The 20,543-nt window shown below is 71.5% G+C and carries 17 protein-coding genes; 7 read left to right on the top strand and 10 right to left on the bottom strand.

Annotation, left to right across the window (positions count from 1 at the left end):
• Positions 1 to 4: 4 nt before the first annotated feature.
• Positions 5 to 799 (top strand): ABC transporter permease, encoded by a 795-nt coding sequence (locus tag AC07RV_RS00935; protein ID WP_296783631.1) that lies wholly within the window; start codon positions 5 to 7, stop codon positions 797 to 799.
• 36 nt (positions 800 to 835) lie between these two features.
• Positions 836 to 1,789, top strand: a complete 954-nt coding sequence (locus AC07RV_RS00930; RefSeq protein ID WP_203207621.1) for an ABC transporter substrate-binding protein — start codon at positions 836 to 838, stop codon at positions 1,787 to 1,789.
• A gap of 27 nt (positions 1,790 to 1,816) precedes the next feature.
• Here the strand turns inward: AC07RV_RS00930 and AC07RV_RS00925 are convergent, their stop codons facing one another.
• The 5 genes from AC07RV_RS00925 to AC07RV_RS00905 are packed head-to-tail and all read right to left on the bottom strand — an operon-like array spanning position 1,817 to position 7,362.
• Positions 1,817 to 3,106 (bottom strand): FAD-dependent oxidoreductase, encoded by a 1,290-nt coding sequence (locus AC07RV_RS00925; protein WP_296783639.1) that lies wholly within the window; start codon positions 3,104 to 3,106, stop codon positions 1,817 to 1,819.
• Positions 3,103 to 3,954, bottom strand: coding sequence for a fumarylacetoacetate hydrolase family protein (locus tag AC07RV_RS00920; protein WP_208510528.1), 852 nt, complete (start codon positions 3,952 to 3,954; stop codon positions 3,103 to 3,105). The genes AC07RV_RS00925 and AC07RV_RS00920 overlap by 4 nt, the downstream gene beginning before the upstream one ends.
• The gene (locus AC07RV_RS00915; protein ID WP_296783643.1) at positions 3,951 to 5,576 is read right to left on the bottom strand and encodes a bifunctional 3-(3-hydroxy-phenyl)propionate/3-hydroxycinnamic acid hydroxylase; all 1,626 of its coding nucleotides are present in this window, start codon (positions 5,574 to 5,576) and stop codon (positions 3,951 to 3,953) included. Before AC07RV_RS00915 ends, AC07RV_RS00920 begins: the two co-directional genes overlap by 4 nt.
• A gap of 5 nt (positions 5,577 to 5,581) precedes the next feature.
• A complete protein-coding gene (locus tag AC07RV_RS00910; RefSeq protein ID WP_296783646.1) occupies positions 5,582 to 6,406 on the bottom strand; it encodes a VOC family protein in 825 nt (274 codons plus the stop codon).
• On the bottom strand, positions 6,403 to 7,362 hold the full coding sequence (locus AC07RV_RS00905; RefSeq protein ID WP_296783647.1) for an alpha/beta fold hydrolase: 960 nt from the start codon (positions 7,360 to 7,362) through the stop codon (positions 6,403 to 6,405). The genes AC07RV_RS00910 and AC07RV_RS00905 overlap by 4 nt, the downstream gene beginning before the upstream one ends.
• A 175-nt stretch (positions 7,363 to 7,537) precedes the next feature.
• Between AC07RV_RS00905 and AC07RV_RS00900 the strand changes: the two genes are divergently transcribed.
• Positions 7,538 to 8,482, top strand: a complete 945-nt coding sequence (locus AC07RV_RS00900; RefSeq protein ID WP_208508543.1) for a LysR family transcriptional regulator — start codon at positions 7,538 to 7,540, stop codon at positions 8,480 to 8,482.
• 3 nt (positions 8,483 to 8,485) lie between these two features.
• Here AC07RV_RS00900 and AC07RV_RS00895 read toward each other — a convergent pair whose 3' ends face one another.
• Positions 8,486 to 9,604, bottom strand: coding sequence for a Fic family protein (locus AC07RV_RS00895; RefSeq protein WP_296783649.1), 1,119 nt, complete (start codon positions 9,602 to 9,604; stop codon positions 8,486 to 8,488).
• Between the two features lie 254 nt (positions 9,605 to 9,858).
• Here AC07RV_RS00895 and AC07RV_RS00890 point away from each other — a divergent pair, with 254 nt between their 5' ends.
• The 4 genes from AC07RV_RS00890 to AC07RV_RS00875 are packed head-to-tail and all read left to right on the top strand — an operon-like array spanning position 9,859 to position 16,537.
• Complete coding sequence (locus AC07RV_RS00890; RefSeq protein ID WP_296783651.1) at positions 9,859 to 11,751, top strand: diguanylate cyclase; 1,893 nt, start codon at positions 9,859 to 9,861, stop codon at positions 11,749 to 11,751.
• A gap of 32 nt (positions 11,752 to 11,783) precedes the next feature.
• Positions 11,784 to 12,842 carry a TRAP transporter substrate-binding protein gene (locus AC07RV_RS00885; protein ID WP_296783653.1) on the top strand — a complete coding sequence of 353 codons (1,059 nt, stop codon included), beginning with the start codon at positions 11,784 to 11,786 and terminating at the stop codon, positions 12,840 to 12,842.
• A complete protein-coding gene (locus AC07RV_RS00880) occupies positions 12,839 to 15,859 on the top strand; it encodes a bifunctional diguanylate cyclase/phosphodiesterase (RefSeq protein WP_296783655.1) in 3,021 nt (1,006 codons plus the stop codon). Before AC07RV_RS00885 ends, AC07RV_RS00880 begins: the two co-directional genes overlap by 4 nt.
• Positions 15,860 to 15,904: 45 nt before the next feature.
• Positions 15,905 to 16,537, top strand: coding sequence for an NAD(P)H-binding protein (locus AC07RV_RS00875; protein ID WP_296783658.1), 633 nt, complete (start codon positions 15,905 to 15,907; stop codon positions 16,535 to 16,537).
• A 102-nt stretch (positions 16,538 to 16,639) separates the two neighbouring features.
• On the opposite strand, the gene AC07RV_RS00870 is transcribed toward AC07RV_RS00875, so the two are convergent.
• The 4 genes from AC07RV_RS00870 to AC07RV_RS00855 all read right to left on the bottom strand — a co-directional run bounded on the left by AC07RV_RS00870 (position 16,640) and on the right by AC07RV_RS00855 (position 20,435).
• A complete protein-coding gene (locus AC07RV_RS00870) occupies positions 16,640 to 17,644 on the bottom strand; it encodes a Bug family tripartite tricarboxylate transporter substrate binding protein (RefSeq protein WP_296783661.1) in 1,005 nt (334 codons plus the stop codon).
• Positions 17,645 to 17,775: 131 nt separating this feature from the next.
• Complete coding sequence (locus tag AC07RV_RS00865; RefSeq protein WP_093346141.1) at positions 17,776 to 18,381, bottom strand: thiamine pyrophosphate-dependent enzyme; 606 nt, start codon at positions 18,379 to 18,381, stop codon at positions 17,776 to 17,778.
• An 8-nt stretch (positions 18,382 to 18,389) separates the two neighbouring features.
• The gene (locus AC07RV_RS00860; RefSeq protein ID WP_296783664.1) at positions 18,390 to 18,908 is read right to left on the bottom strand and encodes a thiamine pyrophosphate-binding protein; all 519 of its coding nucleotides are present in this window, start codon (positions 18,906 to 18,908) and stop codon (positions 18,390 to 18,392) included.
• Positions 18,909 to 18,956: 48 nt separating this feature from the next.
• On the bottom strand, positions 18,957 to 20,435 hold the full coding sequence (locus tag AC07RV_RS00855) for an aldehyde dehydrogenase (protein WP_296783667.1): 1,479 nt from the start codon (positions 20,433 to 20,435) through the stop codon (positions 18,957 to 18,959).
• Positions 20,436 to 20,543: the final 108 nt, after the last annotated feature.

Raw genomic sequence — 20,543 nt, 5'->3', positions numbered from 1 at the left:
CGCCATGACTGCGTCGCACATCTCTTCTTCCTTGCGCGCGCTGCCACGCCTCGCGCGCGCCGCCTCCGGCATCGCGCTGGTGATCGCGCTGCTGGCGCTGTGGGAGGCCTCGGCCCGCCTCGGCTGGGTCGACAGCCTCAACTGGCCGCCATTCACCGCGGTGCTGGCCGCGCTGCGCGACGGCCTGTGGTCCGGCGAGTTGCCCGCGCTGCTGGGCAATACCCTGGGCTACATGCTGGTCGGCTATGCAGCCGGCAGCGCGGCGGGCATCGCGCTGGGCCTGCTGCTGGGCCTGTCGCCGCTGCTGATGCGCATCGTCAGCCCGCTGGTCGAAGCCCTGCGGCCGATCCCGATCTCCGCGATCGTGCCGCCGCTGATCCTGTTCCTCGGCGTGGGCGATGCGCTCAAGATCTTCATCGTCGCCTTCAGCAGCTTCTTTCCGGTGCTGATCAACACCGTGGCCGGGGTGCGCGACGGCAGCCCGGTGCTGCGGCAGACGGCGCGCACCCTGCGCCTGTCGCGCGCCGCCACGCTGCGCAAGCTGGTGCTGCCCGGCGCGCTGCCCGCGATCTTCGCGGGGCTGCGCACCAGCCTGGGCATCGCGCTGGTGGTGGCGATCATCGCGGAGATGGTCGCCGGCGCCAGCGGCATCGGCTACTTCATCGTGCAGGCCCAGTACGCGATGCAGCCCGCGCCCATGTACGCGGCCGTGCTGTGCCTGTCGCTCGCGGGCTATGCGCTCAACCGCGCGATCCTGCGCTTCGAGAAGACCGCGCTGCCCTGGCACGGCCGCGCCTGAAACGCGCTTCCTCTTTCCCTCACTCCGGAGATCCCCATGAAGAATGCTTTCACCGCATTGGCTTTCGCCTGCGCGTCGCTCTGCGGCGGCGCCTCGCAGGCGGCCGAACTCGCCAAGGTCCGCGTCAACGTGCAGACCATCATCGACTGCGTTCCCGTGATCGTCGCGATCCGGCAGGGCTACTTCGCGCAGGAAGGACTGGAGGTCGACACCAGCACCTCGGCCGGCGGCGCCGTCGGCATTCCCGGCCTGGTGGGCGGGGCCTACGACATCGCGCAGAGCAACACGGTGTCGGGCCTGCTGGCCTTCCACCAGGGGCTGGACGTGCAGGCGATCGCGCCGGGCGCCAAGATGCAGCCGCAGGCTCCCACCACCGAGATGGTGGGCCGCAAGGGCGAAACGTTCAGGAGCGGCGCCGACCTCGAGGGCAAGTCGATCGGCGTCAACAACCGCAACAGCATCGTGTGGCTCTATGCCCGTGCCTGGGTCAAGGCGCGCGGCGGCGATCCCGCGAAGGTGAATTTCCGCGAGGTGCCGTTCCCGCAGATGGAGGACGCGGTGCGTCGGCGCAACGTCGACGCGGCCTTCATGGTCGAGCCCTTCAAGAGCGCCGCGGCGCGCCATGCCGAACTGGCCGTGGTGGGCTCGCCCTTCAACGAGGTGCAGCCCGGCGCCGACGCGGGCCAGTACCTGACCACCGGCAAGTACGCCGCGCAGCATCCCGAGAACCTGCGCAAGTTCACGCGCGCGCTGCGCCGCGGCATCGACTGGTACAACGCCAACCTGCGTTCGCCCGAGGCGCTGCAGGTGGTGTCGGACTTCACGAAGCTGCCGGTGCCGGTGCTGCAGCAGATCAACCTGCCGCCGATGCCCACGCAGATCGAGGTGGCGCAGATCCGCAAGACGGCCGAGCTGATGCGCGACAACGGCATGCTCGCGAAGCTGCCCGACGTGGAGCGCTTCGTGAACGTGCCGGCGGCGGGCAATTGAATGGAAGCCGGGCGGCCCGGTGCCGCTTCAGGCCGCGGGGCCGGGGTCGCGGCGCTCGAGGTTGTCCGCCACCAGGGCCTGCACCTTCGCCACGTCGAGCGCGTGCAGGTCGTCGCCGAGGAAGGCGGCCGCCGCGGCCGCGGCGCCCATCGCCATGCAGGGCCCGATCACGCGGATCGCGCCGAGCGCGAAGGGCTCGGCATCGACGCAGCGGCCGGCCGCGACCAGGTTGCGCAGATCGCGCGCGACCATGGCGCCCAGCGGAATCCAGGTGATGTGCTCGTCGCCGAAGGTCTCCCAGTGCACGCCCTCCTCGCGGCCATGGAACTCGATCGGCCAGGCGCAGCGGCCGATGGCGTCGGGCAACCGTTCGCCGCTGCGCACCTGCGCGGTCGACAGCGTGCGCAGCGCCGCGATGCCGCGCGTCTGCCGCACGCCAGGCTGGCCCACCGACTGGATGCGCGCGCCGCCGAAGGCCTGCGGGAACTCGCCGCGCAGGAAGGCCATGACGCGGTCGATCTCGCTGCGCGCCTCGAGCGCCACGCGCGACATCGCCACGGCATCAAGCGGGGTCTGGAAATGCGTGAGGTTGACCAGGCACAGGTCGCGGCCCGGAAACTCGAAGACGAAGCCGTCGCGCCGCGCGAGCCCGTAGCGCGGCGCGGCCTGCTCGAGGCGCTCGATCACGGCGGCGCGCGTGGGCACGGGCCGGCCCAGCCCGGCGATCGAGAACATGCGGGTGCCATACACGGGCAGCTCGGCCTGCTGCAAGGTGGCGCCGGCCAGCGCGCCGAGCGCGGCATCGCCGCTGGCATCGACGAAGCAGCGCGCCGTCACCGACAGCGGCCCATGGCGGGTCCAGGCATCGATGCGCCGCAGCCGATCGCCTTCGCGCTGCGCCTCGGCCAGCACCGCGCCGAGCACCACCTCCACGCCCGCGGCGCGCAGGTGCCTGGCATAGCTGCCGGCGAGCTCGTGCTCGTCGTACAGCCCCACGAAGCTGCGCCGGCCGGGGCGCCATGCGAGCGCGCCGGCCGCCTGCAGGTCCGCCAGCACGTCGGCCGCGAAGCCGTAGCTCAGCTGGTAGGGTGCATCGCCCATCGAGAAGAAACCGCAGAGCGTGCCGATCAAGCCGTTGACCGACTGTCCGCCGATCTGCGCGAGGCTGTCCACCAGCACCACGCGCAAGCCGAGCCGGCCCGCCTCCACCGCCGCGGAGACACCGGCGGCGCCGGCGCCGACCACGCAGAGGTCGGCCTCGAGCACGCGCCGCGCCGGCCGGCCCGGCACCGATTCGATGCGCCGCGGCTCCTTCATGCCGCCTCCTTCACGCAGCGGTTGCGCAGCACGCCGACATGGCCGATCTCAACTTCCACCTCGTCGCCTTCGGCCAGCCACAGCGGCGGTTGGCGCTTCGCACCCACGCCGCCCGGCGTGCCCGTGACGACCACGTCGCCGGGCTGCAGCGTCATGAAGGTCGACACGTAAGCCAGCAGCCGCGGCACCGGGAAGATCATCCGGTCGGTGGACGACTGCTGCAGCGCGCGGCCGTTCACGCGCGTCTCGACGGAAACGACGCGGTCGACCGGCAGCTCGTCGAGCGTCACCAGCGCCGGGCCGAAGGCGCCGGTATGCGGGAAGTTCTTGCCGGGCCCGAATTGATGCGTGTGGTTCTGCCAGTCGCGCACGCTGGCGTCGTTGAAGCAGCTCACGCCGGCGACGTGTGCCCAGGCCTCGTGCTCGGCGATGCGGCGGCCGGCCTTGCCGATGACCAGCGCGAGCTCGCCCTCGTAGTCGAACTGCGACGATTCGCGCGGAATGACGAGCGGCGCGCAGTGCGCCTGCAGCGATTCGGCGATGCGCAGGAACACCGTCGGATGCGGCGCGACCGGACGCGCGGTCTCGGCGCGGTGTTCCTCGTAGTTGAGGCCGATGCAGACGATGGTGCCCGGATCGGGCAGCACCGGCAGCAGCGCGACCTGGTCGAAGCGCAGGTCGGGCGCCTCCGCACGCAGGGCGGCGGCGCGCGCGAGCGCATCGGCCGCGATCAAGGCCTTGAGCGTGGGCCATTCGGGCGCGAAGCGGCGGCCGAGGTCGAGCAGGCCGCCGGGAACCTCGAGGCCGTAGGAGGCACGGCCTTCGATGCTGTAGCTGAAGAATTTCATGGAGTGCTTTCGATGGAGTTCAGGAAAAGGGGTGCCCGTGCCGATGCCGCGCCGAGTTCGCCGATGGGCACCACGCGCGACCAGTAGCGGTCGGGCCGCAGCACCAGGGCCTCGGCCTGCAGCGCGTCGAGGAAGGCATCGAGCGCGCCGCTGCCGTCGCGCGCCTGCGCCAGCTCGGCGTTCGCCGCGAACGACAGGAAATCCTCGCGCGCGCGGCGCAGCGCGACCACGCGCAACGGCACGCCGGGCGGTGCCAGCGAGCGGGCGCGGGCGCGGAAGGCCGGCGAATCCCAGCCGATCACCGCGAAGCCGGTGCCGAGCAGGTCGTCGAGCCGGCACAGCGAGCGGTCGGGCAGATCGACCATCGGCTGCGGCAGCAGCTCGGGACGGCAGGCCGGCCGGTCGACCGGCTGGTGCAGTTCGAACCAGCCATCGCGCAACCGCGGCCTGGGCTTGAAGCGCAGCTGCAGCACGTAGTCGCGCAGCGGCGGCACCAGGCAGGCGGCGCGCAGCAACGTCTGCATCGCGGCCGCGCCCGCGCGGCTCTTGGGCTGCATGAAGGCACCGATGCGCAGTGCCATGCGGATCAGCGCCTGCGCATGCGGGCGGCGCTCGGTCTCGTAGCTGTCGACCAGTTCCTCGGGCAGGCCCCAGCGCGTGACGGCCGCGAGCTTCCATGCGAGGTTGGCGGCATCGCGCAGCCCGCTGTTGAGGCCCTGGCCCGCGAACGGCGGCGTCAGGTGCGCGGCATCGCCGGCCAGCAGCACACGGCCGTGGCGCCAGCGTTCGGCCACGCGCGCGTGGAAGGTATAGACGGCCTTGCGCACCAGCGGCAGCGCGCGGTCTTCGGGATGGCGCGTGGCCATCCAGCCGCGAAAACGCGCTTCGTCGAGCGCGAAGGCATCGTCCTCGCCCGGATGCAGCATGAATTCGTAGCGCAGCGTGCCGTGCGGTCCGGGAAGCCGGATCGCGGGGCGCAGCGGATCGCAGAAGGTCTGGGTGTGGCGCAGGCTGCTGGTGCGCTCGGCCAGGTCGACGATGAGCCATCGCTCGGCATGGGTGTCGCCCTGCAGCCGGATGCCGCAGAGTTCGCGCACGCGGCTGCGCGCGCCGTCGCAGCCGACCAGCCAGCGCGCCTCGACGCGCAGCTCGCCCGCGGGGCCGCGCACCCGGCAGCGCACGCCATCGCCCTCGTCATCGAAGGACTCGAGCGCGTGGCCGAACAGCACGCGCGCGTCGTCCGCGAAGCGCGCGAGGCCCTCGCACAGCGTGCGCTCCAGCCGCGGCTGGTTGAAGGCATTGCGCTTCGGGTAACCGTACTCCTGGCGCGTCGGCTGGATGCTCGCGAAGGGCTTGCCGCGCCAGGAGAAGTACTGCACGCCATAGCCGAGCACCAGGTCGCGCACCACCGCCTCGGCAAGGCCGGCCGACTGCAGCGTGCGCAGGCTCTCGTCGTCGAGCGTCACGGCGCGCGGCTCGCGCACGGTGGCCTGGTTGCGCTCGATCACGAGCGTGCGCACGCCATGGCCGGCCAACAAGTTCGCGAGCATCAGGCCCACGGGGCCGGCGCCGACGATCAGCACGTCGGCGCGCAGGGTTGGGGAGTCGTTGGAAGTCCGCACGCCGCTCAGCTCCGCATGATCGCCATGCCCCAGCGGTTCAGCGTGCTCGGGTGGTGCGGCCAGAGGCCGGGCTCGCGGTCCTCGGGGCAGGACTCGAGGTCGCAGGAGATCTCGGCCAGGTTGCCGTCGGGATCGGCCACCATGAAGAAGGTGTCGTTGCCCGGCCCGTGCCGACCCACGCCCCAGACCAGCGCGATGCGCTCGCCCGCCATGTGGTCGGCCCAGTCGCGCAGCCGCTCCCAATCGCGCGTCTCGCAGGAGAAATGGTCGAAGCGCACCTGCGGCGCATGGAAGATCGCGAGCGCATGGTGCTCGTGGTCGGTGCGCAGGAAGGCGGCGCGCAGCACGCCGGCGGCATCGCGCACGAAGTCGGAGACGACGAAACCCAGTTCGTCGGCATAGAAGCGCGCGAGGCGCTCGGGGTCGGGGGTGCGCACCGCGTAGTGCTGCAGCCGCGCCTCGGCGCGATCGCCGGGCGACGAGGCCGGTGCCGGTCCGGCAATGAAGCACAGCCGCCGGCCCTCGGGATCGTCGAGCAGGAGCCGTGGTCCCGGCGCGCCCGTCTCCTCGAAGCGCGCGAAGGCGCGGCCCGTGAAGCGTCCGGCATAGGCGCGCAGCGCGGCCTCGTCGGCGAAGCGGAAGCGGCTTTGCGCGAGCTGGTTCGGCGCGCCCTCGCGCAGCGCCAGCACGCGCTGCGGCGCCACGCAGCGCAGCCCGTTCCCGCCCGCGGGCTGCGTCTGGCAGCGCAGGGCGCGCGTGTAGAAATCGGCCGCCAGCGCGGGCTGGGGCGTGGTCAGTTCGATCGCGTCGAGCACGGCACCGAGCGTCATTCGCGGTGCTCCCTCGCGGCCGACGCGGCGATGCCGAGCAGCAGGTCCGCCAGCGCCCGCGGTGCCGTGAGGAAGGGCGAATGCCCGCTGTCGAGTTCGTGCACGCGCGTGCGGTGGGCGGGCACGAACGCGTCGGCATCGGCGATGAAGCGGCGCGCGAGCGACGGCGGCACCGCGTTGTCGCGCAGGCAGAGCAGGTAGTGGCGCTCGATCGCGCCCCAGCGGCGCGCGCTCAGAGCGATCGGCGTGGTCATGGGTGCGAACGGCATGTCGGGCGACAGCAGGTGCAGCGCCGCCTCGGCGTCGGCATCGGTGGCGTCGTTGTAGAAGGCCTCGCGCAAGGCGGCCCGGTAGGCGCCGCGGGTGGCGAGCGGGTCGATGCGGAACGCGCCCGTGGTGGCCGGGTCGCCGAGCAGCACGGGGTTCACGCGCGCGGAGGCCGCTTCGGGCAGCCCGAAGTACGCGCCGATCGGCACGCCGGTCCCGGGCATGTTGCCGGCGATGTAGACCAGCGCGGCGATCTTCTCGCTCGCGCGCTCGCCCACCGCATGGAGCACGATGCCGCCCATGCTGTGGCCCGCGAGCACCACGCGCCGATGGCCGGCGGCGCGCAGGGCGTCGATGGTGGCGATCACGCTGTCGGCGTAGTCGTCCAGGCCGACGCCCGCGAGCGGCGAGCGCTCGGCGAGGAAAGCGGCCTCCTGGCCGGGCCGGCCGTAGCTGGCGGGAAAGCGCGCGCCGAGCCCGTGGCCCGGCAGGTCGCGCGCCACGGCCACGGCGCCGCCGGCCGCGAGCAGCGGCAGCAGGCGCTCGTAGCACCAGGCGCCGTGCCAGCCGCCGTGCACGAGGACGATGGCGGTTCTTTCGTGGGGAGTCGTGCCGGCGGCCGGGCCGCCGGCCATGGCCACCGAAGCGGCGGCGGCCTTGAACAGATGTCGTTTGAAGATGTCGGGCATGGTGTGTCGAAGGGTTCGGGCAAGTGTTGATTTGCCCCGCCCCTGCGTCAAACCACCGGCCCGATTCCTAGAATTGCGTTTTGCAATAGGCGCGGGACGCGCGGCGGGCAACCATCGCCGCATGCCCGAGCGCCGCGCCCAGCCCCTTCCGTCCTCCGACCGATCGCACACGCCCATGTCCAAGCTCGACCTCGAATGGCTCTCGGTGTTCGACCGGGTCTACGAGACCCGCAGCGTCTCGCGCGCCGCGGAGCATCTCGGCATCGCGCAGGCGACGGCCAGCATCGCGCTGAACAAGCTGCGCGCGCATTTCGACGACAAGCTGTTCACGCGCACGCCCTCAGGCATGCAGCCCACCGCCCGCGCGAGCGAGATCCTGCCCTCGATCCGCAAGGTGCTCGAGCTGCTCGAGCAGACCCAGAGCGAGCGCATCGCTTTCGACCCGCAGGCCTCGGCGCGCGTCTTCCGCGTCGGCATGACCGACATCCGCCAGGTGGTGATGCTGCCGCTGCTGGTGAACCGGCTCAAGCAGATCGCGCCCGCGGTGCGCATCGAGGCTGAGACGATCTCGAGCGACAGCCCGCGGCTGATGGAGGAAGGCCGGCTCGAGCTCGCGATCGGCTACATGCCGCAGCTCGAGGCCGGCTTCTTCCAGCGCACGCTGCTCGACGAGGGCTTCGTCTGCCTGGTGTCGGAGCGCCATCCGCGCATCCGCCAGCGCATCGACAAGCGCGCCTTCCTCGCCGAGAGTCACATCCTCGTCACGATGTCCGGCACCGGTCCGTCGATCGTCGAGCGCACCCTCGCGGCGCTGAAGATCAAGCCCGGCATCGGGCTGCGCGTGCCGAGCTTCCTCGGCGTGTCGCGCATCGTGGCCGAGACCGAGCTGCTGGTGGTGGTGCCGCGCAGCCTCGGCGAGGCCTTCGCGGAAAGCGAGAAGCTGCGCGTGCTCGAATCGCCGATCGCGTTCCCGCCCTACTCGGTGCGGCTGCACTGGCATGAGCGCCAGCATGCGGATCCGGGCAACGTGTGGCTGCGGCAGCTGGTGGCGCAGATGTTCGCGCGCGACGAGCGGCTGCCGGCCACGGCGAGCGGGAAACGGGCCGCGGGTGCGCGTTGAGGCTCAGGCGTCCATCAGCTCGTAACCGGTACTGCGCCCACCTCCCATCGACTTCTTCAGCACCCCCAGCGCCAGCAACTGCGTGATGTCGCGCAGCGCCGTGTCCGGCGAACACTTGGCGATGGCCGCCCACTTGCTGCTGGTGAGCTTGCCTTCGAAGCCGTCGAGCAGACGGTTGAGCAGCTTCGACTGGCGCTCGTTCATCGGCGTGCCGGCCCAGCGCTGCCAGAAGCGCGCCTTGGCCAGCACGCCGTCGAGCGTGAGCTGCGCGCTGGCGGTGGCCCGGCCCAGCGTGCCGAGGAACCAGGCCAGCCATGCGGTGACGTCGAGCGAATCCTTCTGGGTGCGCTCGAGGATGTCGTAGTAGGCCTTGCGCTCGCGCTGGATCTGCGCCGACAGGCTGTAGAAGCGCTGCCCCGCGCCATCGGCGCGGGCGAGGAACAGGTCGCCGACGGCGCGCGCGATGCGGCCATTGCCATCGTCGAAAGGATGCAGGGTGACGAACCACAGGTGCGCCAGGCCCGCCTTGAGGAGGGCCGGCTCGTCCGTCTCGCGGTTGGCCCAGGCCAGGAAAGCGTCCACCTGCGCGGGCAGCGTGTCCGCCGGCGGCGCCTCGAAGTGGACCTTGCGCCGGTTCACCGGACCCGAGACGACCTGCATCGGACCGGCCGCGTCGTCGCGGCAGCGGCCCACGGCGATCTTCGACAGGCCCGAGTAGCCGGTCGGGAACAGCGCAGCGTGCCAGCCGAACAGGCGCTCGGCGGTCAAGGGCTCGCCGCTGCGCGCGCTCGCGTCGTGCACCATCTCGACCACGCCTTCCACCTGCCGGTCCACGGGCGCCAGCGCGCCGATGTCCAGCCCGAGCCGACGCGCGATGGACGACCGGACCGAGGCCACGTCGAGCAGCTCGCCCTCGATCTCGCTGGTCTTGACCACGTCGTCGGTCAGCGCCGCCAAGCTGGCCTGGTCGCGCAGCGCGAGCCCCACGTCGGCCAGTCGGCCCAGCAAGGTGCCTTGCGAGCGGCTGACATCGGCCAGGGGCTGGACCAGGGCCGACAGGTCGTAGCGCCATCGCGGCCAGTCGCCGGCCTGCCAGATGTAGAGGTTTTCTCCGCTATCCATGCGGAGATTAGACGCCGGATTCGCCGCAGGGGCAACTTATTCACCGCAGAATGTGCGGTGAATTGACCGCGCAATCTCCGCGCGGGAGCGCGGGAATGGGCTCGAAACCGCCTGCCTCTGGAAGACTCCCGAACCGTTCGTCGGCCACCCGTGGCAACCAGGCCACGCCCCGGCCCACCCACCGAAGTCCGTAGGACACAATTGCAAACTTCTTCATTCATGCCGCCTGGCAGCGGCGCGTCTCCGTTTGCCCCATGTCCCTGGAATCCGCGTTCGTCCGGTCTCGCGCCTTCGAGGATGAGGACGGACCGGCACGCCCACGCGCCGCGCACCGCGCGCCCCGGCACTGGCTGCTGGCGCTGTGGCTGCTGTTCGCCGCGCTGACGCCGGCCCTGGGCGCGCCGCCGCCCGACACCCGAGCGCCGGTGCTCTCGCTCGCGCGCCAGGCCGCCGGCCTGCCCGCGGTGCTGCAGCTCCAGTTCTTCGAGGACACGACCCGCGCCCTGAGCATCGACGAGGTCCGCACCCCGGCCCAGGAAGCGCGCTTCACCCTGCCCGACCAGCCGCTGCGCGGCCAGGAATCCGACCGCGTGCTGTGGTTCAAGCTGCAGATGCAGCTGCAGGACCCGGCCGATGCGGCGCGCGAATGGCTGATGCTGGTGCCCACGGTGTCGACGCGCGACATCCGCTTCTACGGCCCCTTCGACACCACCGGCCACGCGCTGGCCGAGCCGGTGGTCACCGGCATGCGCCACCCCTGGGCCACGCGGCCGGCCGCCTCCGAGCAGATGGCCTGGCGCTTCGAGCTGCCGGGGCCGGGCGTCTACACGGTGTACTTCCGCGTCGAGTCGACCTTCGCGCGCATCTACGACGTGACGCTCTGGGACCCGGCGGACTACCTGCAGTCGACGCAGGACAAGCGCATGTTCGACGGCGTGAGCTACGGCCTGCTGCTCGGGCTCACGGTTTACGGCCTGGTGCTGTTCGTGGTGTTCGGCGAGGCGCTCTACGCCTACTACATGCTCGCCTGCCTCTGCGGCCTGCTGGCGCTCGCGAGCATCAACGGCCATGCGCTGCGCTATCCGTTCGCCCACTGGCCGGCCGGCGCCGGCTTCGCCTACACGGCCGGGCCGGCGCTGTGGGCGCTGTGCAAGCTGCAGTTCGGCCGGCGGCTGCTGCGGCTGTCGCACTTCGCGCCGCTGCTCGACCGGCTGGTGCAGGCCTTCTCGGTCGCGCTGCTGCTGGCCATTCCCTACGCGCACTGGGGCGCCCATCCGCTGATCACCTTCCGGCTGGTGCAGATGTCGGTGGTGGCCTCGACGGCGGTGATGGTGATCGGCGCGATGTTCGCGATCCGCCGACGCTACTGGCCGGCCGTGCTCTATTGCATCGGAGTCGGACTGCTGCTGGCCGGCATCGGCGCGATCGTGTTCGCGAGCTGGGGCTGGATCGAATGGGCGCCCGGCCAGATGAACGTCTCGCAGGCGGCGCTGGTGGCCGAGTTGGTGGTGTTCGCGGTGGCGATGGCCTCGCGGCTGCGGCTGGTGCTGCGCTCCGAGCAGGCGCTGACGGCGCGCACGCAGCAGCTGGTGGAGGCGCTGGGCACCGACGCGCTGACCGGCGCCGCGAGCCGCGCCGGCCTGGAGAGCCGCGGCGAGGAATGGCTGCGCAATGGCCAGCCCTTCGCGCTGATGCTGCTCGACCTCGACGGCTTCAAGGAGGTCAACGACGGCCACGGCCATGCGGTCGGCGACGCGGTGCTGGTGCAGACGGTGGCGCGGCTGCGCTCGCAGCTGCGCGCGAGCGACACGGTGGCGCGCCTGGGCGGCGACGAGTTCGCGATCCTGGTGCCGGGCCGGCCCTCGCGCGAGGCCCTCGCGCAGATGGCGCGCCGCATCGTCGACGCCGGCCTGCAGCCCATCGAGGCCGATGGCGCCGAAGTGTCGGTCGGCATGAGCCTGGGCATCGCCTGCAATCCCGAGGACGGCCGCACGCTGGCACAGTTGCTGCGTTGCGCCGACCAGGCGATGTACCGCGTCAAGCAGCAGCGCCAGGGACCGGGCTTCGCCTTCTTCGGCGACACGCACGCGGGCCCGGCGCGCCCCACCCAGGCCGGGCCGCTGGCCGGCGGAACGGGCATCGCCTGATGCGCCCGCCCACGCGAAGAAGGAGCCACGCCATGCCCCGCCTGCTCGCCGCCCTGCTGCTGCTCGCCGCGTTCGCCTGCCAGGCCCAGACCACGCCGGCGCCGGACACCCCGGTGCAGCGCCTGCGCATCGTCGGCGGGCTCGGCGGCATCACGCAGTACACGCGGCACGAGGAGAACTTCTGGGCCCGGGAGCTCGCCGAACGCACCGGCGGGCGCTACAGCGCCAGCATCGTGCCCTTCGACCGCGCGGGCGTGCCGGGCCAGGAGATGCTGAGCCTGATCCAGCTCGGCGTGGTGCCTTTCGGCACCGCGCTCATGAGCCAGATGGCGATGCAGTTTCCCGAGCTCGGCACGCCCGACATGGCCGGACTCAACCCCGACATCGCGACCCTGCGCCGGGTGGTCGCTGCCTTTCGCCCCTACCTCGCGGGCGCGCTGCGCGAGCGCTACGGCGCCGAGCTGCTGGCGATCTACATCTACCCGGCGCAGGCCGTGTTCTGCAACCGGCCGGTCGCGCGGCTGGCCGACCTCGCGAAGCGGCGCGTGCGCGTGTCGAGCGCCACGCAGGCCGACTTCATCCGCGCGCTCGGCGCCACGCCGGTCTACACCGAGTTCGCGGCCATCCTGCCGAACATGCGTTCGGGCAACACCGACTGCGCGATCACCGGCACCATGTCGGGCCACACGCTGGGCCTGCATGCACTCACGAGCGCGCTCTACACCATGCCGCTGAGTTGGGGCCTCGCGGTGTTCGCGGCCAACCGCGAGAACCTCGAGGCGCTGCCGCCCGACCTGCAGGCGGTGCTGCGCCAGGAGCTGCCGAAGCTCGAGGCCGCGGTGTGGGCCGAGTCCGAACGCGAGACCACCGAGGGCATCGCCTGCAACACCGGCGCCGACGCCTGCACCAAGCCCGTCCGGGGCCGCATGACCGCGGTCGCGCCCACGCCGCAGGACGAGGCGCGGCGGCGCGAGATCTTCGCCACCCGCGTGCTGCCGGCCTGGCTGCAGCGCTGCGGCCCGGTCTGCGCGCAGGTCTGGAACGACACCGTCGGTCCCGTGGTCGGCATCCGCGCCCCGCTCGTGCGATGACGCAGCGCTTCTCCCGTCGCGTCGCCGCCGTGGTCTATGGCGTGGCGCTGCTGTTCCTCGGCACGCTGGCGACCGTGGCCGCCAGCATCACCTGGGAGGCGCGCGGCCGGGCGATCGAGAACGCCGAGACCCAGGCCATGCGCTTCGTGGGCGGCTCCGAGGCGGCGCTCAACCGCGCGCTGCTGAGCATCGACATGCTGCTGGCCGGCGCCGGCGAGCAGCTGCGCGCCGTGCCGCGCGAACGCCTCGCCGAGGAGGCCGGCCGGCCCGAGGTGCAGCGGCTGATCGTCAACCTGGTACGGCAGAACCTGCTGGTGCGCTTCGTCGCCTTCGTCGACGCGGACGGCACGCCGCTCGCTTCCTCCGACCGCCGCGGCGCGCGGCTGCCGATGGCGCTGCCCGAGGGCTTCGCGCGCTCGGTGCTGGCGCAGCCGCTGTCGACCATGGCCGTGAGCGCGCCGATCGCCAGCCCGGCCACGCTGCAGAAGGTGGTGTTCTTCGCGCGCGCCGTGCCGCTGGCCGACGGCAGCCGCGTGCTGGCCGTGGCCGAGGTGCAGATCTCGCTGCTGGCCATGGTGACGACGCAGGGCGCGGCGATCCCGGGGCTGGAGATCACGCTCGAGCGCGATGCCGGTCCGCTGCTGGTGAGCGTGCCGGCGCGCGACGACCTGCTGGGCCGGCAGCTCGGGCCCGCGCTCAGCGAACAGACCAGCGACGGCAAGCCCGTGCGCATGGCCGCGCGCCTGAGCGGCGTGCCCGCGATCCTGGTGGCGCGCCCGACGCTGCACCGCAACCTGCTGATCGTCGCGAGCATCCCGCTGGCCGCGGCGCTGCGCGACTGGCGCGAGGAGCGCGACCGCATCGCGTGGACCGGCGCCGTCATCGGCGCGCTGATCCTCGCGATCGCGGCCTTCACCCACCTGCAGCTGCGGCGCCAGTGGCAGTCGCGGCAGGAACTGGTGCGCTCCAAGGCCACGCTCGACCAGGCGCTCGAATCGATGATCGGCGGCTTTGTGCTGCTCGATGCCGACGACCGCGTGCTGGCCTGGAACCGCAGCTTCGTCGCGATGTTCCCGTGGGCGCGGCCGCTGCTCGCGCCGCAGCTGCCGTTTCGCGAGCTGGTGGCCGAGACCGCGCGCCACGTGGTGCACGAGGGCGGCCCGCCCGGCTGGATGGCGCTGAACATGCCGCAGCTCGCGCAGGACCACTCCGAGCAGGAGGCGGTGCTCGAGGACGGCCGCGTGCTGCATGCCACGCGCAGCCGCACGCCCGACGGCGGCACCGTCTGCGTCTACCAGGACATCACGGAGAAGCGGCGCCACATGGCCGCCATCGTCGAGAGCAAGGCCCAGCTGCAGGCCACGCTCGAGGCGCTGCCCGACCTGCTGCTCGAGGTCGGCCTCGACGGCATCTGCCACGGCCACCATGCGCCGCGCGTGCCGCTGCCGGGCATCCAGGTCGACCAGCCGGCCGGGCGCCGGCTGCAGGAGCTGCTGCCGCCGCAGGCGAGCGCGGAGGTCATGGCGGCATTGAAGGAAGCCAATGAGACCGGGCGCTCGAGCGGCCGCCAGTTCGAACGCCGCTACGCGCGCAGCAAGGCCTGGTTCGAGATCTCGGTCTCGCGCAAGGCCAGCGGCGCGCAGGCCGATCCGCGCTTCATCGTGATCCTGCGCAACATCACCGAGAGCAAGCAGGCGGCCGACGAGGTCGAGCAGCTCGCCTTCTACGACACGCTCACCGGCCTGCCCAACCGGCGGCTGCTGGTGGACCGCATCAAGCACGCCATCGATGCCGTGCCGGGGCGCTCGCGCTGGAGCGCGCTGCTGTTCCTCGACCTCGACAACTTCAAGACCGTGAACGACGCCCACGGCCACGACACCGGCGACGTGATGCTCAAGCAGGTGGCGCAACGCCTGACCGCCTGCCTGCGCCGCGGCGACACGGTGGCGCGGCTGGGCGGCGACGAGTTCGTCGTGATGCTGGCCGAGCTGCACGAGCGGCGGCTGATCGCGACCTCCGAGACCGAGGCCATGGGCGCGGCCATCCTCGAGCAGCTCAACCGGCCCTACCAGCTCGGCGGCCAGCAGCACCACAGCACCTGCAGCATCGGCGTGGCGCTGTTCGACACCGCCGATGCCTCGCTCGACGAGGTCATCAAGCAGGCCGACATCGCGATGTACTACGCCAAGACCGCCGGCGGCAACGCGCTGCGCTTCTTCGAGACCAGCATGCAGACCAGCATCACCGCGCGCGCGGCGCTGGAGAACGAACTGCACGCGGCCGTCGAGCAGCGGCAGTTCGTGCTGCACTACCAGAGCCAGGTCACGAGCGAGGACCGCGTGGTCGCCGCCGAGGTGCTGGTGCGCTGGCAGCATCCGACGCGCGGCCTGCTGGCGCCCGGCGAGTTCATCGCCGCGGCCGAGGACACCGGGCTCATCATCCCGCTCGGCCTCTGGGTGCTCGAGACCGCCTGCCGCCAGCTCGCGGCCTGGAGCGAGGACCCGCGGCGCGCGCACCTGCAGCTGTCGGTCAACGTGAGCGCGCGGCAGTTCCGCACCGACGACTTCGTCAAGCAGGTCGCCCGCGTGCTCGAGCGCACCGGCGCCGATCCGCGCCAGCTCAAGCTCGAGCTGACCGAGAGCCTGCTGCAGTTCAAGGTCGCCGACACCATCGCCAAGATGAAGACCCTGGCCGGCATGGGCATCCAGTTCTCGATGGACGACTTCGGCACCGGCTTCTCGTCGCTGTCGTACATGATCCAGTTGCCGCTCAACCAGATCAAGGTCGACAAGTACTTCGTGCACGGCATCGGCCTGAACCCGAAGGTGGAGCTGGTGATCCAGACCATCATCGGCATGGCGCTCAACCTCGAGCTGCAGATCGTGGCCGAGGGCGTGGAGACGCAGGCGCAGCGCGAGTTCCTCGCGCGCCACGGCTGCCACCTGTACCAGGGCTATCTGTTCGGCAAACCGAAGGCGCTGGAAGCCTACGAGCAGGACCTGGACGCGCAGGCCTGATCGGGCCGCACAATGGCCTCCGGTGAACCACGCGAGGCGATCGACATGAAACTGCTGCTGTTGGGTGCGACGGGATTGGTGGGCGGCCGGGCACTGCAGCTCGCGCTCTCGAATGACGCCTTCTCCGAGGTGATCGCGCCGACGCGAACGCCGCTCGCGGCCCACGCCAGGCTGGTCAACCCGGTCGCCTCGCGGCTCGAGGACCTGGTGCCGGCCTGCATCGCGCACCGGCCCGATGCCGTGGTCTGCGCACTGGGCACGACGCAGGCGAAAGCAGGGTCGAAAGAGGCCTTCCGCCACGTCGACCACGAACTGCCGGTCGCCTTCGGCCAGGCCGCGCACGCCGCCGGCGTGGGCACCTTCGTGATCGTGACGGCCATGGGCGCCTCGGCCAGCTCGCTCTTCTTCTATCCGCGCACCAAGGGCGAAGTGGAGCGGGACGTCCGCGCGATCGGCTTCCGCTCGCTGACGATCTGCCGGCCCAGCCTGATCGGCGGCGAGCGCCATGAAGAACGGCGCGCGGAAGGCATGGCGCTGACCTGGGCGCGGCGCCTGGGGCCGGTGCTGCCGGCGCGATGGCGTGTCAATCCGGCAGCGGCCATTGCCGCGGCACTGCTCGACGCGGTCATCGCCGCGAAGCCCGGCTGCCACTTCATCGCCTCCGACACCATGCATTGAGCGGCAACGCGAAGGCCACGGGTGACCGGGTCCTTCGCAGCGCCCCCAACCTTCGACTGGGCCACGAGTTCGACCGGGTTCATGCGAGCCCCATCGGCCGCGTCACTCGGGCTTGATGCCCGCGGCCTTGACCAGCGGGCCCAGCCGGTCCATGTCCGCGCGCAGGGCGCGCGCGAGCTGCTCGGGCGCGCCGCCGAGGATCAGCGCGCCATCGGCCTCGAGCCTGGCCTTCACGTCGGGCGTGCGCAGCGTCTCGTTGAGCCTGGCGTTGAGCGTCGCGACGATCGCCGCCGGCGTTCCGGCCGGCGCCACGATGCCGTACCAGCTCACGAGCTCGAAGCCCGGGAAGCCGCTCTCGGCGATCGTCGGCACGCCCGGCAGCGCGGGCGAGCGCTGCGCCGAGGTGACCGCGATGCCGCGTACCTTGCCGCCGTCGATGAAGCCGCGCATCGTGACGCTGGTCCCGACCCAGGCGTCGAGCCGGCCGCCGAGCATGTCCGGCATGCCCTGCGCGATGCCGCGATAGGGAATCAGGTTGAACTTCGCGCCCGACTGCTTCTGGAGCAGCTCGGTCGCCAGCAGCGGGCTCACGGTCGGATAACCGATGCTCACCGAGCCCGGGTCCTTCTTCGCCTTCGCGATGGCGGCCGCGAGATTCGCCGCGCCGCTGGCCGCGTCGACCGTGAACACATAGGGCGTGGAGGCGATCAGCCCGATCGGCTGGAAGTCCTTCACCGGGTCGAAGGGCAGCTTGTCGTAGAGCGAGGGACTGAGCGCGATGTGATCGGTGAGCGTCAGGCCGAGCGTGTAGCCGTCGGCCCTGGACTTGGCCACCGCCTGCAGCGCGATGTTGCCGTTGGCGCCCGCGCGGTTGTCGATGATGACGCTGGTCTTGAGCAGCTCGCCGAGCGTCGGCGCGAGCACGCGCGCCAGCTTGTCGCCGCCGCCGCCCGGCGGGAAGGGCACGATCAGGCGCACGGGCTTGTCGGGGTAGTCGGTGTCGGCGCGCGCCGGCAGGCACGAGGTGAAGGCGAGCGCGAGGCCCAGGAGGCTCGCGACGGCGAGGCCGCGGCCCCGCGTGTTCGATGCGCTGTGGGTGTGGCCCATGAGATGTCTCCGGTGGGTTGTTGTGTGGCAGGCGGCCGCGCCCCGGCCGCCGGCGTTCGAGCCAGCCGTTGTCCGGCCTCCACGCATCCGCGACGTTGCGGTGCACGAAGGGATTGCCGGGGCCGCGGGCCTCAGACGTGCGCTTCGGCGCCCAGCAGCGCGGTGCGAAAGCGGCTGCGCAGGAACGGGCCGTCGCGCGGCGGCAGCGCCGTGGGCGCGGGATCGGTCGTGACCTTGATGGTTGCGAGCACCGGGCCCTGGCCGTGGAGGATCCTGTCGACCGCCTCCTCGAGCTCCGCGGCCGTGCGCACCGTCAGCGCCTGCGGGAAGCCCGTGGCCTTCGCGACCTCGGTGATGTTGACGCCCCGGCCCGCATGGGCCGGCTGCATGCCGGTCTCGGCGTAGTGCTCGTTGTCGATCACGACGACCGTGAGGTTCTCGGTGCGGTCGACCGCGGCGGTCGCCAGCGAGCCCAGGCCCATCATCATCTCGCCGTCGCCGACGAACACGATGACGCGCTTCTTCGGCTGCGCGCGCGCCAGGCCCAGGCCCACCATCACGGCGCCGCCCATCGCGCCCCAGAGGTAGAAGTTCTGCGGACCGTCGCCCGCGGCGGCCACGTCGAAGGTCGGGTTGCCCAGGCTGGTGATGGCCAGCGCCTCGCCCCGGTCGCGCAGGATGCGCGCCACCACTTCGCGGCGATTCAGGACGGCTTGGTTCTTGGCTGTGGATGACATGGCGGTGCTCACTTGTTGAAATTCTTCGTGCCGATGACGCGCTGCCCGATCAGCACCGCGACGCTGCGCCCGGTCTGGTAGGCGAACTTCGCGCCGGCGATCACGGTGGGCGGAACCTCCTCGGGCGAATCGGCGCGGTACACGTAGACGCCCGAGTCCTCGAGCACCGCCTGCGTCGACTTGCCCATCGCGACCTGCCAGGGGTTGAACTCGCCCCACTCGCCGCGCATCGTCACGATCATGAACAGCGGCATGCGCGTCTCGTGCTGCAGCGACAGCATGTTGATGCAGTTGCCGACGCCGCTGGACTGCAGCAGCAGCACGCCGCGGTCGCCGCCGAGCCAGGCACCGCCCAGCATCGCGACGCCCTCCTCCTCGGTGGTGAGCGAGACCGCGTGGATCTCGGGGTCCGCCTCGCACAGGCGGATCAGCTGGCTGTGGCCCGCGTCGGGGACGTAGGCGACCTGCCGGACGCCGAGGTTCTTGAAGCCTTCGAAGATTTGCTGAGGCCAATCGATGGTGGACATGGGAGTGAGTGGGGTGGTGAATGATGGAAGGAAGGGATCGATCGATGCTCAGCGCATGACGAAGGGGTTGGCCGTCGCCGCGCCGGTGTTGATCCAGACGCTCTTGGTCTGCAGGTATTCGTTGATCGCGTCCATGCCGTTCTCGCGGCCCAGGCCCGAATCCTTGTAGCCGCCGAACGGCGACATGAAGCTCACGGCGCGGTAGGTGTTGATCCACACCATGCCGGCCTGCAGCCGCTCGGACATGCGGAACGCGCGGCCCATGTCGCGCGTCCACACGCCCGAGCCGAGCCCGAAGCGCACGTCGTTGGCGATGCGCACCGCGTCGTCCTCGTCCTGGAAGCGGATGATCGAGAGCACCGGGCCGAAGACCTCTTCCTGCGCGATGCGCATGCCGTTGTCGACGTCGCCGAAGATCGTCGGCTGCACGAACCATCCGGTGCCGCAGGCCTCGCCCGTGGCGGGACCGCCGCCGAGCAGCAGCCGGGCGCCCTCGTCCTTCGCGATCTGGATGTAGCTCAGCACCTTGTCGTACTGGGGCCGCGTGGTCACCGGGCCGACCTGGGTGTCCAGCGACATCGGGTCGCCCATGCGCGCGGTGCGCGCCAGCGCCAGCAGGCGCTCGACCACCTCGTCGTACACCGCGTCCTGCACCAGCAGGCGCGAGCCCGCGATGCAGGTCTGGCCGGTGGCGGCGAAGATGCCCGAGACCGCGCCGTTCACGGCGTCGTCGAGGCTCGCGTCCGCGAAGACGATGTTGGGCGACTTGCCGCCGAGCTCCAGGCTCACGTGCTTGAACTGGCGCGCGGCCGCCTCGTTGATGGCGCGGCCGGTGGCGTCGGCGCCGGTGAAGGTGATCTTCGCGACCCGCGGATGCTCGACGAGCGTGGCGCCCACCTCGCGGCCGAAGCCCGTGACCACGTTGACCACGCCGGCCGGAAAGCCCGCCTCCTCGAACAGCCGCGCGAACTCCAGGCTCGATGCCGAGGTGAATTCCGAGGGCTTGATCACCACCGTGCAGCCGGCGGCGAGCGCGGGGGCGATCTTCCAAGTGGCCAGCAGCAGCGGCGAGTTCCAGGGCGTGATGGCGGCCACCACGCCGAGCGGCTCGCGGCGCGTAAAGTTGAAGTAGCCCGGCTTGTCGAGCGGCATCACGCGGCCCTCGACCTTGTCGGCCAGGCCGCCGAAGTAGTAGAACCACTGCGGGATGTAGTGGAGCTGCCCCAGCATCTCGGCCAGCAGCTTGCCGTTGTCGCGCACCTCGATCTCGGCCAGCCGGCGCGCATCGCGCGCGATCAGGTCGCCGACGCGGCGCAGCAGCGCACCGCGCTCGGTGGCCGTGAGCTTCGACCAGGGCCCCTCGGTGAAGGCCCGGTGCGCCGCCTGCACGGCGGCATCGACATCGGCCGCGTTGCCCGAGGCGATCTCGGCCCAGGCCTCGCCGGTGTAGGGGTTGTGTGTTTCGAACCAGCTGCCGCCGAGGGGGGCGGCATCCTGGCCGTCGATCCAGTGTGAGTAGCGTTTCATATCGGTGGACGAAGCTTCCTACATCGATGCGCGCGGCGCCATTTGCGATTCGCAAACAGGCACTTCAGGAGTGATCAAGACGGCCCGGCCGGTGTTTGGCCACGCGCA

Source organism: Variovorax sp. GW821-FHT09B01 (assembly GCF_059418345.1).
This window is presented reverse-complemented; position numbering and strand designations above follow the sequence as displayed.

Bases quoted from the DNA above. Each gene is read 5' to 3' on its own strand.
- AC07RV_RS00930 (WP_203207621.1), top strand. From the start codon at position 836: ATGAAGAATGCTTTCACCGCATTGGCTTTCGCCTGCGCGTCGCTCTGC.
- AC07RV_RS00910 (WP_296783646.1), bottom strand. From the start codon at position 6,406: ATGACGCTCGGTGCCGTGCTCGACGCGATCGAACTGACCACGCCCCAG.
- AC07RV_RS00890 (WP_296783651.1), top strand. From the start codon at position 9,859: ATGTCCCTGGAATCCGCGTTCGTCCGGTCTCGCGCCTTCGAGGATGAG.
- AC07RV_RS00925 (WP_296783639.1), bottom strand. From the start codon at position 3,106: ATGAAGGAGCCGCGGCGCATCGAATCGGTGCCGGGCCGGCCGGCGCGG.
- AC07RV_RS00935 (WP_296783631.1), top strand. From the start codon at position 5: ATGACTGCGTCGCACATCTCTTCTTCCTTGCGCGCGCTGCCACGCCTC.
- AC07RV_RS00885 (WP_296783653.1), top strand. From the start codon at position 11,784: ATGCCCCGCCTGCTCGCCGCCCTGCTGCTGCTCGCCGCGTTCGCCTGC.
- AC07RV_RS00895 (WP_296783649.1), bottom strand. From the start codon at position 9,604: ATGGATAGCGGAGAAAACCTCTACATCTGGCAGGCCGGCGACTGGCCG.
- AC07RV_RS00905 (WP_296783647.1), bottom strand. From the start codon at position 7,362: ATGCCCGACATCTTCAAACGACATCTGTTCAAGGCCGCCGCCGCTTCG.
- AC07RV_RS00860 (WP_296783664.1), bottom strand. From the start codon at position 18,908: ATGTCCACCATCGATTGGCCTCAGCAAATCTTCGAAGGCTTCAAGAAC.
- AC07RV_RS00865 (WP_093346141.1), bottom strand. From the start codon at position 18,381: ATGTCATCCACAGCCAAGAACCAAGCCGTCCTGAATCGCCGCGAAGTG.
- AC07RV_RS00880 (WP_296783655.1), top strand. From the start codon at position 12,839: ATGACGCAGCGCTTCTCCCGTCGCGTCGCCGCCGTGGTCTATGGCGTG.
- AC07RV_RS00900 (WP_208508543.1), top strand. From the start codon at position 7,538: ATGTCCAAGCTCGACCTCGAATGGCTCTCGGTGTTCGACCGGGTCTAC.
- AC07RV_RS00870 (WP_296783661.1), bottom strand. From the start codon at position 17,644: ATGGGCCACACCCACAGCGCATCGAACACGCGGGGCCGCGGCCTCGCC.
- AC07RV_RS00920 (WP_208510528.1), bottom strand. From the start codon at position 3,954: ATGAAATTCTTCAGCTACAGCATCGAAGGCCGTGCCTCCTACGGCCTC.
- AC07RV_RS00875 (WP_296783658.1), top strand. From the start codon at position 15,905: ATGAAACTGCTGCTGTTGGGTGCGACGGGATTGGTGGGCGGCCGGGCA.
- AC07RV_RS00855 (WP_296783667.1), bottom strand. From the start codon at position 20,435: ATGAAACGCTACTCACACTGGATCGACGGCCAGGATGCCGCCCCCCTC.